The following is a 13,208-nucleotide window of genomic DNA, read 5'->3' on the forward strand; positions in this document are numbered from 1 at the left end:
TACCAGGAGATACTATGAACGGAGAAGCTCCCCGAATAATCCTACTTGCCCATGGAAGCAGCGATGAGCGCTGGTGCCGGACGTTCGAAGCATTGGCAACCCCGACACTTGAATCTGTACCCGGGTCCCGCATTGCCTATATGGAACTGGCAGAGCCCTCCCTGGATACGGTTATCAGCGAGGGAGCAAGTGAAGGCGTCCGACAGTATACCGTCGTGCCGCTGTTCCTGGCGGCGGGCCGTCATCTCAGAAAAGACGTTCCCGCGATGATCGAGGGGCTACAAAGCCAACACGAGGTCAGCATTACGCTTGCACCACCCATCGGTGAGAACCCCGAACTGGGGAAAGCCATTCGTGACGTTGTGATCCACGAACTCGACAGCCACAAACAGCCGGCATAACCCATCACCGACAACTATCAATAGCCGACCATTAACCGACCCAGGAGCGAGCAGCAATGGATAATCGGATTCTGATCACCGGAGGCACCGGATTCATCGGCCAATCATTGTGCCAACAACTGATCAGCAAAGGCTACGCCCCAACCGTCTTCAGCAGACAGTCCACGGCAAACGTTCAGGCTCTTTGTGGACGTGTAGAGGCGTTGGGAGATCTCGAGCTGCTACGAGGCCACCCGGGGTTCGGTGCGGTTATCAACCTGGCTGGCGAAGGCATCGCCGATAAACGGTGGTCCGATCGCCGCAAACAGGAACTGCGGGACAGCCGTATCGGCCTTACTAGCCTCCTGGCGAACGTGATAAGGAGCTGGCAATCACTCCCGAGCGTGCTGGTGTCCGGTTCTGCGGTGGGTTTCTACGGCGACCAGGGCCGTGAACGCGTGACTGAGCAAACGTTGCCCCATGACGAATTCACTCATCGCATGTGCCGTGACTGGGAACAGGAAGCTCTGAGCCTGGAGGCTGACGGCGTTCGCGTATGCCTGTCGCGGACGGGGATTGTTGCTGGCCCGGGTGGCGGTTTCCTGCAGCGCATGCTTCTACCCTTCCGCCTGGGTCTTGGGGGACGACTTGGCGACGGCGAACAGTTCATGCCATGGGTTCACCGGGATGACGTGGTCGCAGCGCTTGTCTGGATGCTCGAATCCGACAAGGCCAACGGCCCCTACAACGTCGTGAGCCCCAACCCGGTCACCAACCGGCAGTTTACAAAGTGTCTTGCCGGCGTTTTGGGCCGGCCGGCCATTTTCCCGGCACCAAGTCCGGTCCTTAAGTTGGCGCTGGGCGAAATGTCCCGGTTGTTACTGACCGGCCAAATGGCCATACCCGAAAGACTCGAAGCCGAAGGGTTCCATTTCCAATATCCTGAATTGGGCCCAGCCCTGGCGGATTCGGTAAGGTACTGAGGCGGTCCTCGGAAAGGCTCAGGGCAGCTTCCTCGACCAACTTGCTGTGCTCGCGAAAGCTATTATTTTTTTTAAAAACCGTTTGACAGCTCGTATCGCCTTACTTAATATACGCGCCACCTCGACGAGGCAAGCTTTTGAAGCGATGCGTCCCCTTCGTCTAGTGGCCTAGGACTCCGCCCTTTCACGGCGGCAACAGGGGTTCGAACCCCCTAGGGGACGCCATTTTTTCAGCTTCTTTTTCTTTGCAGGTCCACTCTGCACTCCCAATCGATCAGCCCTGCATGCGCAGGCGTCCAACACCCCCGATCACCGCCCGCTCCCAAGACATTAACAAATCCTGAACAGTGACACATTTCTCCCGATTTTTCCTGTATTTGCGAGGCATTTGCAAGAAACTGCTGCTATAGTCCTGAGAACACCGTCTGACCATGCTCATTGAAACCTGCCAGGGTGGCCGAAGTATAGGACATGCAAAAACTGTTGACTCGCCTGCAACGATTTCGAACCGGGTCTCCCCTGTCCTTCAGGCTGCTCGCATACATCCTGTTGTTCAGCTCGTTGTTCACGCTCATCTCTTCAGCTATCCAGATATACTCGGATTACCGGAAGGACCTGTCGCAGATCGACAGGCGCATGATGGTTGTCGAAACCGGCTATACCTCCAGTCTGGCCCGCAGCCTATGGGCGCTGGATCAGAAACTCCTACAGACCCAGCTCGAAGGCATACTCAGCCTGCCAGACATCGTTCACCTACGCCTCAAAATTGAACCGGATTCCGAACTGGTCATGGGCGAAATCCCTCGCAACGCCCAGACAATCAGCCATACGTTCAAGCTCACCCACCAGGGTGATGAAATGTTCAGTTTGGGTCAGTTGACCATCACCGCCGATCTGAAGCGGGTGTTCTCGGACATGCGCCAAAAAGTCGTAGTGGTGCTGACCACCCAGTTCCTGAAGACCTTTTTCGTTTCGATCCTGATCATCTGGATTTTCCAGCACTTCATTGCGCGGCACCTGACCACCATGGCCAACTACGCCCGCAATTTCTCACTCAACAACCTGTCAGACCCGCTTGAACTGGACCGACCGGACACCCAACTGAATCGAAATGACGAACTGGCCCAGGTCACCGTTGCCATCAACCAGATGCGGGAACGTCTCAACGATGACCTCGAGCGACAGGAGCGCGATGCCCAGGAAATCCGAAAATTCTCCAAGGCGATTGAGCAAAGCCCGTCATCGGTGCTGATTTGTGATCGCCAGTGGCGTATCGAATACGCCAACCAGAAATTCAGCCAGCTCACCGGCTACGACGCTGCCACCATCGCCGGAAAACACCCGGGCGTGCTATCCGAGGATGCACAGGCCCATCGAGAAAACCGCCAACTGTGGCAATCCATCCGACTTCAGGTCCAACGCGTGGGGGTCTGGCAGGGGGAAATCAACAGCGTTCGCAAGAACGGTGAGCGCTTCTGGGAACAACTGATCGTAACCCCCATCAAGAATTCCAAGGGCGAAGCCACCGGCTACCTGATTCTTGGCGAAGATATCAGCATTCGCAAGCGCTACGAGCAACAACTGCTCAGACAGGCTAACTACGACATCCTGACCGGGCTTCCCAACCGGATGCTCGCCCTGGATCGCCTGAAACTGGCCCTGGCCCAGGCAAGACGCGAAAGCTCCCTGGTTGGCGTGATGTTTCTCGACCTGGACAACTTCAAGCACATTAACGATACCCTTGGGCACGACGCCGGTGACAACCTCCTGATAGAGGCCGCACGACGGATTTCCAGCTGCCTTCGAGGTACCAGCACCGTCGCCAGGCTTGGTGGTGATGAGTTTCTGGTGATATTGCCCGGCCTGACGGGCCCCGAGGCGACGTCACAGGTGGCAGAGCGTATCCTCAAGACCTTTGCCCCTCCTTACTTGCTGAATGGCCAGGAAGTGTTCGTAACCACCAGTATCGGTATCTCCGTTTTCCCGAACGACTCCGATAACAGCGGCACCCTGCTTCAACACGCCGATGCCGCCATGTACCAGGCCAAACACAAGGGTAAAAGTGCCTATGCTCTCTTTGCTCCGGAAATGACGGAAGTCTCCCATGAACGGCTGCAGATGGAATCGCTGATGCGCCGGGCCCTGGAGCAAAAAGAGTTTGAGCTCTACTACCAGCCCATTGTTCGCACTGAGTCCGGACAACTGTGCTCTGCCGAAGCCCTGCTGCGCTGGAATAACCCCGGTATGGGTATGGTCATGCCCGACCGGTTTATACCCCTGGCGGAAGAAACCGGCCTGATAACGCCGATTGGTGAATGGGTGTTACGGGAAGCCTGCCTGGCGGCCATACGCTGGAAAGAGTCCACTGGTACGGACATCGGCATTTCAGTCAACGTATCTCCCAGGCAATTCAGGGATCCGGGCTTTGTCGACACCGTCATGAATGCTCTCAAAGCCAGCGGTTTGCCCCCCCAGCAACTGGAACTGGAAATCACTGAGCGACTGATCCTTGATAACACCATAGAAACCGCCGATATCCTGCGGCAACTCGATCAATCCGGCATTCGCCTGTCAGTTGATGACTTCGGTACCGGCTATTCGGCGCTCAGCTACCTCAAGAGCCACCCTTTCGATACCCTGAAAATCGACAAATCCTTTGTTCAGGACGTGATGAAGGAGCGGGAGGACGCCTCGCTGGTGAAGGCCATCATCAACATGGCCCACAGTCTTGGCTTGAGTGTAATTGCAGAAGGCGTGGAAGAAGAAGCCCAGACACACTTCCTGCAACAGGAAGGCTGTGACTATTCACAAGGCTATTTCTACAGCAGGCCGATGCCCGAAAACGAGTTTCAGGAGTGGCTAAAGACCAACCATCGCGCCCTTTGATGCAGCACCGACTGCCTGGCGCTGCCCCGACGGTCGGATCGTTTCAGCGTTTCTTGCTCTTCATTCGCGCTTTCTTCCGTACCGGCCGCCCTTTCTTCAGGTCATTGTCCTGTTTGACCTTCTGACGCGGCGTAAGCCGGCTAACCTTATTAGCGAACGGGTTTTCACTGGAACGGAACTCGAAGCGAATGGGAGAACCATTGACCTTCAGCACTTTACGGAAGGTATTCTCCAGATAGCGTTTGTAAGCCCCTGGCAACGCGTCAGTCTGATTTCCATGCACCACAATCACTGGAGGGTTGGACCCACCCTGGTGGGCGTACCGCAGCTTTATTCGACGCCCCTGCACAAGCGGCGGCTGATGTTGGGCGGTAGCATCCTGGAGGATGGCCGTCAGGCGATTGGTCGGCCACTTGGCCATCGCTGACTCATAGCAGGCGTGAACCGAATCGTACATGACGCCCACACCGGAGCCGTGAAGGGCAGATATGTAGTGCTTGTCAGCATAATCAAGAAAGGCCAGGCGGCGCTGAACCTGCTCTTTTACCTTGGTCCGGTCGTCCGGGTCCATGCCGTCCCATTTGTTGACCGCAATCACCAGGGAACGGCCGGCATCCAGAACAAAGCCAATCAGATGAAGATCCTGGTCCACCAGACCTTCCCGGGCGTCGATAACCAGGATGACCACATGGGCGTCATCGATAGCCTGGAGGGTCTTGATGATGGAAAACTTCTCCACCACCTCACTGACATTCTTGCGCCGGCGCACACCGGCCGTATCGATCAGTGTGTACTGGTTATCCATGCGTTCAAACGGGATGTAAACGCTATCCCGGGTGGTGCCGGGCATGTCATAGACGATCACCCGGTCCTCTCCGAGCATGCGGTTGACCAATGTTGACTTGCCCACGTTCGGTCGCCCGACAATACCAATGCGTATGCCCGGATAACGATCGGCACGGTCCTGTCCTTCACGCTCTTCCTCGGACGGCAGCAACTCTTCCAGCATGGAGCGAATGCCCCGGTTGTGAGAGGCAGCAATCAGATAGGTGGACTCGAAGCCCAGGCCATAGAAATCGGAAGCGGCGATGTCGGGGTCCTGGCCATCCGTCTTGTTGACCACCAGATGCGCCCGCTTGCCGGTTTTCCGAAGATGGGCAGCAATCAGTTCGTCGCCGCCATTGAGGCCAGCCTTGCCATCTACCAGAAACAGGACAATGTCAGCTTCCTCGACAGCCTGCATGGACTGGCGGGCCATTTCAGCGTCCAGGCCTTCCTCACCCCCGGTCAGGCCACCGGTATCAATCACGATAAAGCGCTGCCCTTCGTAATTGCCCTCACCGTATTTACGATCACGGGTTAAACCGGGGAAATCCGCTACAAGCGCATCCCGGGACCGCGTCATTTGATTAAACAGTGTCGATTTGCCCACGTTGGGGCGCCCGACAAGAGCAATTACAGGGGTCATAGTCTTTCGCTACACATTAAACAGGGCCCGCGCTTCACAGCGATAGGGCCGGAAAGGAGCACTCAGTCGAGCGTCCGGAGTTTCAATACCGACAGTTTACCGCTATTGCCATACACAAGAAGGTTACCGTTCTGCAGGCGCTGGAAAGGCACCCGCAGGCCCTCGTCGTCAAATTCAAGCTGACCCACCAGGCTGCCGTCTTCCAACGACAACATATGAATGTAGCCCTCGAAATCACCTATCAACAGGTAATCCTCATAGACAACCGGCTGCGTTGGCTGCCGCCAGGATAACCGGTCCTGAACCCACAGCTCGCGACGGTCGGAACCGCGGTAGGCCGTGATATCGCCGTTGGCACCCGCGACAAAAATATTACCGTTGCCGATCATTGGTGACTGCAGGCTGGAGGCGGGACGACTCCAGATTTCCTGTCCGGTTTGCAGGTCAACCAGCGCAAGCTTGCCCTGATAGCCCACAATCATCGCTGCGCTCTCTAGAATCAGCGGCTCACCGGCCACATCAACAAGCCGTTCAAGCTCGGTACGGCCCTGCGGCTGGCCGACTTCATACTGCCAAACGGGCTGGCCGGTCTCAGTGGAGATCGCCATGAGCTTCCCGTTGGCCAGTGAAGCCAGCACAAGGTCTGCCCCGACAAGCGGCGACGCCGCTGCACGTATTGACAGGACCGGGACATCACTGTCGTATTGCCATGCCTGCTCCCCGGAGGCGGTATCAAACGCCAGCACCTTGCCATCAATGGTCTGTGTCACCACCAGGCGTCCGTTGGACTGGGGGGACGCCAACACTTCGTTGGGCAAAGGCTGCCGCCAAAGCGCAGAACCATCTTCGCGCGACAGGGCCATCAGCTCAGCATCACGGGTGACCAGGTACAGGTTTCCCTGATCGCCACCAACGCCGGCACTGATTTCCTCGTCAAGATCCCGGAACCAGAACACCTCGCCGTTTTCGGAGCCGACGGCATAAACCTCGCCATCGGCTGATGCCGCATACAAACGGTCTCCGGTGTTCAGAGGGGCGAGGTACAGGAAGTTGTCATCATGCCCGTCCCCAACACCCATACTCCAGACAGGCTCAAGCCCGACACTGGATGAAATCTCCGGAACCGGTGCAGGTTGCTCAAAGGTGTCGCTGGTACTACATCCTGCAAGGACAGCCAGTGTCAGCATACCCGCAAGCGAAAGGAGTCTGGTATGCCCGTTAACCAACCAGGGCATCAGGCTCCCTCCTCAACACCAAGGTCGGATAGCTTGAGCTCAAGAATGCCGCTACGACCCTGCTGGTTCATTTCACGGGCCGCCAGATACGCTTCACGAGCCCCCTCACGATTACCCTGGGCTAGCAGGATATCGCCTTTAAGCTCGGTAAAAATAGCGCCGAAACTGCCGGTATTGTCCGTACCCTCAATGGTTGCCAAAGCCTCTTCGTACTGCTCCGCCGCGAACTGGGCGCGGGCCAGGCGGTTGCGAATAACCATTGCCAACGCTCCGCTTTCGCCGGCTTTTTCCTGCGCCCAGGTCAGGGATTCGATCGCCCCTTCCGGATCGCCCTGGTCCATAACCTGTTGGCGAGCAAGCATCAACATGCCATAAACAGCGAAGGCGCTGTCGCTGTATTCTTCTCGCAGGTTCTCGGCCACGTAGGCAACGGTATCTGCGCGATTTTCATCTGTCTCATCGCTATAGGCATTGATCAGCTCGGCAAACTGGGAAGCCGCTTCCGTACGCTGCTGCATTTGATGGTTCTGCCAGGCCTGCCACCCGAAAACAATCGCAAGCGCCGCACCGACGCCAATCAGGAGCGAGCTGCCATTCTTCTTCCACCAGTCCTTGATTGCCTGGACCGTTTCTTCCTCAGTACGCATTTCAGCCATGATGACTCCTGCAATAGATGATTATTATGCTGTAACTCGTCGGCGCGCCATCAGCGGCCAAGCAATTCTTCAAGCGTCGCGGCCAGATCACCCTGAGCAACGTCTAGTTGCCCCTCGTCTGACCGTAACGGCTTAAGGCCGACCGTCCCGTTGGCAACCTCATTCTCACCCAGAATGACCGCGTAACGGGCGCCACTGCGATCAGCCTTTTTCATCTGACTCTTGAAACTGCCGCCGCCACAGTGCCCCATAACCGTTACGCCCGGCAAAGCGTCACGAAGGGATTCACCCAGCGCCAATGCGGGTGCCACGGTGGATTCACCCATAGCCGCAACATACACATCGACATTGCCATTGGCACTGTCTGGCACAAGGTTAAGCGTTTCCAGCAGCAGGATCAGTCGTTCGAGCCCCATGGCGAAACCGACCGCAACCGTGGGCTTGCCTCCCAATTGCTCCACCAGCCCATCATAGCGACCACCGGCGCATATCGTCCCCTGGGCACCCAGGCTGTCGGTAATCCACTCGAATACAGTTTTGCCATAATAGTCGAGCCCGCGAACCAGCTTTGGATTCACCGTATACTCAATGCCAGCCGCGTCCAGCAACGAGCGCAGTTGCCGAAAATGATCCCGAGACTCGTCGTCGAGGTAATCATCCAGACGAGGCGCGTCCACCAGAAGTCTCTGGGTATCCGGGTTCTTGCTGTCCAGAATGCGTAGCGGGTTCGAGCCAAGACGCCGTTGGCTGTCTTCGTCCAACTGCTCCCGGTAATCCGAGAGGTACGCGACCAGCGCCTCGCGGTATTCCCGACGGGCAGCAGACGTACCTATGGAATTGATTTCCAGGCGGGTGTGTTCACTCAGTCCTAGCGCGCGCCAGAGCCTGGCCGTCAACACGAGGAGCTCAGCATCAATATCCGGGCCGGTCATGCCAAAACATTCCACGCCGATCTGGTGGAACTGACGGTAACGGCCTTTTTGGGGGCGCTCATGACGAAACATGGGGCCGGTGTACCAAAGCCGGCGGGTCTGATTAAAAAGCAGACCGTGTTCTTCGGCGGCACGCACGCAGCCGGCCGTACCTTCGGGGCGCAGGGTCAGGCTGTCACCGTTGCGATCCTCAAAGGTGTACATCTCTTTCTCAACGATATCCGTCACTTCGCCAATAGAGCGCTTGAACAGGTCCGTCTGCTCAACCACCGGCATGCGAATTTCCTGATAACCGTACTGGGAAAGCACTTTCCTGACCGTGTCTTCCACAAACTGCCACACCGGCGTCTGCTCTGGCAGGATATCGTTCATCCCGCGGATTGCCTGGATCTTAGCCAAGTTACTACCTTATCTGTGTCGGTGATTTGACGATCTGCTCTCAGTCGGCCGAGCGGGTAATGATCGCTTCTTCCTTTTCCTTGCGACGCGCCACTTCCTCACGGATCAGCCGTTCCAGGTCGTCGGTCAGGTTGGCATTGTCGAGCTTCTGATTGGGCTTGCCCGACGCGTAGAACAGGTTCTTGGGGCTACCGCCGGTCAAGCCCAGGTCAGCAACCTTGGCCTCGCCCGGCCCGTTTACAATACAGCCAATGATGGCAACATCCAGGGACTCGTTGACATCTTCCAGACGAGCCTCAAGGTCATTCATGGTCTGGATGACATCGAAATTCTGGCGTGAGCAGCTTGGGCACGCGACGAAGTTGATACCCCGGCTGCGCAGGCGCAAGCTTTTGAGAATATCGTAGCCGACCTTGATCTCCTGCACCGGGTCTGCCGCGAGCGACACTCTGATGGTATCCCCAATGCCGTCCATCAGCAGCATGCCCAGGCCAACAGAGGACTTCACTGTCCCGGAGCGAAAGCCACCAGCCTCGGTAATACCCAGATGCAGGGGTTGTTCTATCTGTGCAGCAATCTGACGATATGCCGCCACCGTCATGAAGACCTCTGAGGCCTTCAGGCTCACCTTGAAGTCCTGAAAATCATGACGGTCGAGAATGTCGATATGGCGCATGGCCGACTCAACCAGAGCCTCGGGTGTCGGTTCCCCGTACTTACGTTGCAGTGCCTTTTCCAGCGAGCCTGCGTTGACGCCAATACGAATCGGGATATTGCCATCCCGCGCGGCGCTGATCACGGCGCTGACACGGTCATCCCGACCGATATTACCCGGGTTGATACGAAGACAATCAACACCCAGTTCCGCCACCCGCAGAGCAATTCGGTGATCGAAATGGATGTCAGCCACCAATGGTACCGACACCATTGAGCGAATCTTGCCGAACGCTTCCGCAGCATCCATTGTAGGCACGGATACCCGCACAATGTCCGCTCCAGCTTCCTGCAGGGCGCGGATCTGGCCAACGGTTGCATCCACGTCACAGGTGTTGGTGTTGGTCATGCTCTGGACAGCAATAGGCGCATCGCCACCCACGGGAACATCGCCTACCATTATCTGGCGTGATTTGCGTCTTTTGATCGGAGATTCGTGATTCATATAGCCTGCTAACCGCAAAAGAGGGTTCGAAACGTTCAGATATCCAGCGAGAATTCTGCTCGGTTGTTGACGACCCGATAACCGGAAAGGTCAATCGGTTGGCCATCAAATCTTATAGATTCGATGGCATCGACTGCGCCGACAACAACGTCGATGGGCAGCCTGCCTGATACATTAATCCTGTCACCATCCCGTTGCAGGGATCCCACCAGGCGATTGCCCGCCGAATCGGTTACCTGAACCCAGCACTCATCGCTGAATGTCATTTCCAGGCGAGCGCTGCCGACGGCAGCCGTTGGCTGGGCGCTCTCCTGAAACGCTGGCTCCGGCTCACTGGTCACCACCGGAACCTGGCTCTCATCAATCTCATCGACAGCAGGTTGCGCAGCCGGAGCGGAATCGTCTTCAACCGTCGGGGCCGGAGAGCCAGAGATCTGCTCATTCACCTGAGGGTCCTCAGGCAGCTCTGCCAACTCGCTATTGTCCTCAACGATCGACGCTTCATCAACCGGCGCGGATAGCCTATCGGCCTCTTCCTCGGTTTCAGGCTCGGCTAACTCGGTATCGACAGTATCGTCCACCGACACCGTCTCTTCGGATGGTTCAGGCTGCGCGGGAGCAGCCGTTTCCGAGGACACAGCCGGTTCCGTCGTGTCGCCTGTTATACCGTCCAACTCGCCCATAAAGCGCAATGCGAGAAAGGCAATTACTGCTATGGCCAGCAGGAGAAGCAGAAACTTTGCAACGCGGCGCTTGCGCCGCCTGCGACGCTCGATATCAATCAGCGGATTCGCTTCTTCTGCCTGCACTTTTTGCTGTCGTAGCGGTTCGAGCTCCTCATCCAGCGTCGCGATCACCGCATCCGGATCAAGGTCAACCTGTCGTGCGTAGGTTCTGACATAGCCTTTAAGGAACAGTTCACTGTCGATCTGTTCATAATGCCCGTCCTCTATCGCCTGTATTATCGCCGGGCGAAGGTGCTGGGCATCGGCCACGGCGGAAACACTGAGCCCCTTCTGCTCACGCGCACGTTTGAGCAACTGGCCCGTAGGCTCACTCAGGCCCGACGGTTGTTGTGCGTCATCACTGTCCATTGGATGTCATCACCCTGTATTGTTGGTATTCGACAGAGTTTGGAAAATTGTTCTTCAGTTGGAGCGCAAGACTCGATTCCCGGTTCCTGTCGCCCTGATGCCGGGCAATGCGGATGCCGGTAAAAAGACTTTCCGGAGAATGGCGGAGATTCTGGTTCCGTTGCATCAACGTCATCAGGCGGCTGTAGTGACGAGAGGCGGCCTGGAGCTCTCCGGATTCGACCAACGTCCGTGACAGCGCAAGCAGTGACTTTGCATCACCACGGGATAATTCAACGGCGCGCCGGTACGCCGTCGTGGCGCCCTCAAGGTTGCCAATTCTCTCTTCCGTCAATCCTAGGTTAAAAAACACGGATGCCCTGTCGTTGTAGGACGTATCCCTCGACGCGGCCAGAAACTGTTCACGGGAGTCCTCGAATCGGCCCGCACCGTACAGGAAGGCACCGTAATAAACCCGCCCGCGGGTATAGCCCTGATCACTATCGAGTGACTCCCGGAACGACCGCTCAGCCAGTTCCGGTTCGCCCTCGGCGTTATAGATCAGCCCCATGGCTGCCAGCGCCCCGGGGTCATCGGGAGACAATTCTAGTGCTCGTTCAAGGTGATGCCGGGCCCTTTCGAGATTATCCTGGCCGATGTAGGCGGTACCCAACTGGACATAATTCCTGACGGCCTTGTCGCGATCTGCCTCGCGGGCAAACCGGCTATCGGTATTGGTCACACACCCTGCGACAAACATCGCCAGCAATACCACGACAAGCGCGGCTCGCATCCTTTTCACTGGAATAAATGTCACAGTCGGCAATTCCTCTTGAATTGGAAGGTGCATATCGGCACCGGGTTTACGGACTGACCTGCTGCACCTGGATATAACGCTGACTACGCTTGGTGCGGTCTTCCACCATCCCTACCAGCTGACCACAGGCTGCATCGATATCATCACCGCGAGTGGTTCTCACCGTGGCGATAAAGCCGGCCTCGTTCAGGACTGCCTGGAAACGGCGGGTCGCGTTGTTACTGGGACGGCGAAAATCGCTCTCGGGAAACGGATTGAACGGGATCAGGTTAATCTTGCACGGCAGGCCGCGAAGAACAACAGCGAGTTCCCTGGCGTGCTCAGGCTGATCATTAACGCCTTCGATGACCGTGTACTCAATGGTTGCCTTCCGCTTGTCAGGCAGACGTGCAAGATAACGACGCGTCGCTGCCAGCAACTCCGCAATAGGGTACTTTTTATTCAACGGCACCAACTGGTTACGCAACTCATCATTGGGCGCATGGAGCGAAATGGCCAGTGAAACATCGGTAACTTCACCCAATTTGTCCAGTGCCGGAACCACCCCAGAGGTGCTGACGGTGACACGTCGCTTGGAAATGCCGTACGCCAGGTCCTCCATCATCAGGTTCATGGCATCGACAACGTTGTCGAAGTTCAGCAACGGTTCACCCATCCCCATCATTACCACATTGGTAATCGGGCGGTCCGGGCCGGGTTCAAATGGCATGAACGCCTTACGCGCAACCCAGACCTGCCCGATGATTTCGGCAGCGGTAAGATTGCGGTTAAATCCACGCTTGCCCGTTGAACAAAACGTGCAATCGAGGCTGCAGCCAATCTGCGACGATACGCACAGCGTGCCGCGCTCGCCGTCAGGTATGAGCACGGTTTCAACACTGTTGCCGTTGTCCATGCGCATGACCCATTTGCGGGTACCGTCTTTGGAGGACTCGTCGTACACCACCTCCGGCCCACGAATTTCCGCAACGGCCTTCAGCTTTTCCCGCAGCACCCGACTCATATTGGTCATTTGATCGAAGTCATCGGCCCCGCGCTGGTGAATCCATTGCAGCACCTGTGTTGCGCGGAAACGTTTCTCCCCCAGGGATTCAAAAAAGGCCTCCATTTTGGCCTTGGGCATTCCCAGAAGGTTGGTTTTCTCAGCAACAGCTGTCATTTCATAACCTCAATCAAATAACCAATACGGGCCGGACGTATGTCCGGCCCGATACAGCCTG

11 protein-coding genes and 1 tRNA gene are annotated in these 13,208 nt (G+C 56.8%); 4 read left to right on the plus strand and 8 right to left on the minus strand.

Going from position 1 to position 13,208, the window contains the following annotated elements:
* Positions 1 to 14 precede the first annotated feature (14 nt).
* The 4 genes from JJO78_RS15855 (at position 15) to JJO78_RS15870 (ending at position 4,249) form a co-directional block, all read left to right on the plus strand.
* Positions 15 to 401, plus strand: coding sequence for a sirohydrochlorin chelatase (locus tag JJO78_RS15855; RefSeq protein WP_036208116.1), 387 nt, complete (start codon positions 15 to 17; stop codon positions 399 to 401).
* Positions 402 to 457: 56 nt separating this feature from the next.
* Positions 458 to 1,363, plus strand: coding sequence for a TIGR01777 family oxidoreductase (locus JJO78_RS15860; RefSeq protein ID WP_273624079.1), 906 nt, complete (start codon positions 458 to 460; stop codon positions 1,361 to 1,363).
* Positions 1,364 to 1,512: 149 nt separating this feature from the next.
* A tRNA-Glu gene (locus JJO78_RS15865) sits at positions 1,513 to 1,588 on the plus strand.
* Positions 1,589 to 1,834: 246 nt separating this feature from the next.
* Positions 1,835 to 4,249 (plus strand): bifunctional diguanylate cyclase/phosphodiesterase, encoded by a 2,415-nt coding sequence (locus JJO78_RS15870; RefSeq protein WP_273624081.1) that lies wholly within the window; start codon positions 1,835 to 1,837, stop codon positions 4,247 to 4,249.
* A 43-nt stretch (positions 4,250 to 4,292) separates the two neighbouring features.
* Here the strand turns inward: JJO78_RS15870 and der are convergent, their stop codons facing one another.
* From der to rlmN, 8 genes are all read right to left on the minus strand, one after another.
* Positions 4,293 to 5,717 (minus strand): ribosome biogenesis GTPase Der, encoded by a 1,425-nt coding sequence (der, locus tag JJO78_RS15875; RefSeq protein ID WP_273624083.1) that lies wholly within the window; start codon positions 5,715 to 5,717, stop codon positions 4,293 to 4,295.
* A gap of 62 nt (positions 5,718 to 5,779) precedes the next feature.
* Positions 5,780 to 6,952 carry an outer membrane protein assembly factor BamB gene (bamB, locus tag JJO78_RS15880; RefSeq protein WP_127401130.1) on the minus strand — a complete coding sequence of 391 codons (1,173 nt, stop codon included), beginning with the start codon at positions 6,950 to 6,952 and terminating at the stop codon, positions 5,780 to 5,782.
* Positions 6,952 to 7,608 carry a YfgM family protein gene (locus tag JJO78_RS15885; protein WP_036208138.1) on the minus strand — a complete coding sequence of 219 codons (657 nt, stop codon included), beginning with the start codon at positions 7,606 to 7,608 and terminating at the stop codon, positions 6,952 to 6,954. Before JJO78_RS15885 ends, bamB begins: the two co-directional genes overlap by 1 nt.
* 50 nt (positions 7,609 to 7,658) lie before the next feature.
* Entirely contained in the window at positions 7,659 to 8,939 is a 1,281-nt protein-coding gene (hisS, locus tag JJO78_RS15890) for a histidine--tRNA ligase (protein WP_091642033.1), read from the minus strand.
* A 40-nt stretch (positions 8,940 to 8,979) separates the two neighbouring features.
* Positions 8,980 to 10,098, minus strand: a complete 1,119-nt coding sequence (gene ispG / locus JJO78_RS15895; RefSeq protein WP_036208144.1) for a flavodoxin-dependent (E)-4-hydroxy-3-methylbut-2-enyl-diphosphate synthase — start codon at positions 10,096 to 10,098, stop codon at positions 8,980 to 8,982.
* 35 nt (positions 10,099 to 10,133) lie between these two features.
* Positions 10,134 to 11,192, minus strand: coding sequence for a RodZ domain-containing protein (locus JJO78_RS15900; RefSeq protein WP_269399991.1), 1,059 nt, complete (start codon positions 11,190 to 11,192; stop codon positions 10,134 to 10,136).
* Positions 11,182 to 11,964: a type IV pilus biogenesis/stability protein PilW gene (gene pilW, locus JJO78_RS15905; protein WP_126813246.1), complete on the minus strand. Its 783-nt coding sequence runs from the start codon at positions 11,962 to 11,964 to the stop codon at positions 11,182 to 11,184. The genes JJO78_RS15900 and pilW overlap by 11 nt, the downstream gene beginning before the upstream one ends.
* A 70-nt stretch (positions 11,965 to 12,034) precedes the next feature.
* Complete coding sequence (gene rlmN, locus JJO78_RS15910; protein WP_036208154.1) at positions 12,035 to 13,147, minus strand: 23S rRNA (adenine(2503)-C(2))-methyltransferase RlmN; 1,113 nt, start codon at positions 13,145 to 13,147, stop codon at positions 12,035 to 12,037.
* Between the last annotated feature and the right edge of the window lie 61 nt (positions 13,148 to 13,208).

Source organism: Marinobacter sp. DS40M6 (assembly GCF_028581595.1).
Lineage (GTDB): Bacteria > Pseudomonadota > Gammaproteobacteria > Pseudomonadales > Oleiphilaceae > Marinobacter > Marinobacter salarius.

Coding starts and splice junctions, on each gene's coding strand:
- pilW (WP_126813246.1), bottom strand. CDS start 11,964: ATGCGAGCCGCGCTTGTCGTGGTATTGCTGGCGATGTTTGTCGCAGGG.
- JJO78_RS15855 (WP_036208116.1), top strand. CDS start 15: ATGAACGGAGAAGCTCCCCGAATAATCCTACTTGCCCATGGAAGCAGC.
- JJO78_RS15885 (WP_036208138.1), bottom strand. CDS start 7,608: ATGGCTGAAATGCGTACTGAGGAAGAAACGGTCCAGGCAATCAAGGAC.
- ispG (WP_036208144.1), bottom strand. CDS start 10,098: ATGAATCACGAATCTCCGATCAAAAGACGCAAATCACGCCAGATAATG.
- bamB (WP_127401130.1), bottom strand. CDS start 6,952: ATGCCCTGGTTGGTTAACGGGCATACCAGACTCCTTTCGCTTGCGGGT.
- JJO78_RS15860 (WP_273624079.1), top strand. CDS start 458: ATGGATAATCGGATTCTGATCACCGGAGGCACCGGATTCATCGGCCAA.
- JJO78_RS15900 (WP_269399991.1), bottom strand. CDS start 11,192: ATGGACAGTGATGACGCACAACAACCGTCGGGCCTGAGTGAGCCTACG.
- der (WP_273624083.1), bottom strand. CDS start 5,717: ATGACCCCTGTAATTGCTCTTGTCGGGCGCCCCAACGTGGGCAAATCG.
- rlmN (WP_036208154.1), bottom strand. CDS start 13,147: ATGACAGCTGTTGCTGAGAAAACCAACCTTCTGGGAATGCCCAAGGCC.
- JJO78_RS15870 (WP_273624081.1), top strand. CDS start 1,835: ATGCAAAAACTGTTGACTCGCCTGCAACGATTTCGAACCGGGTCTCCC.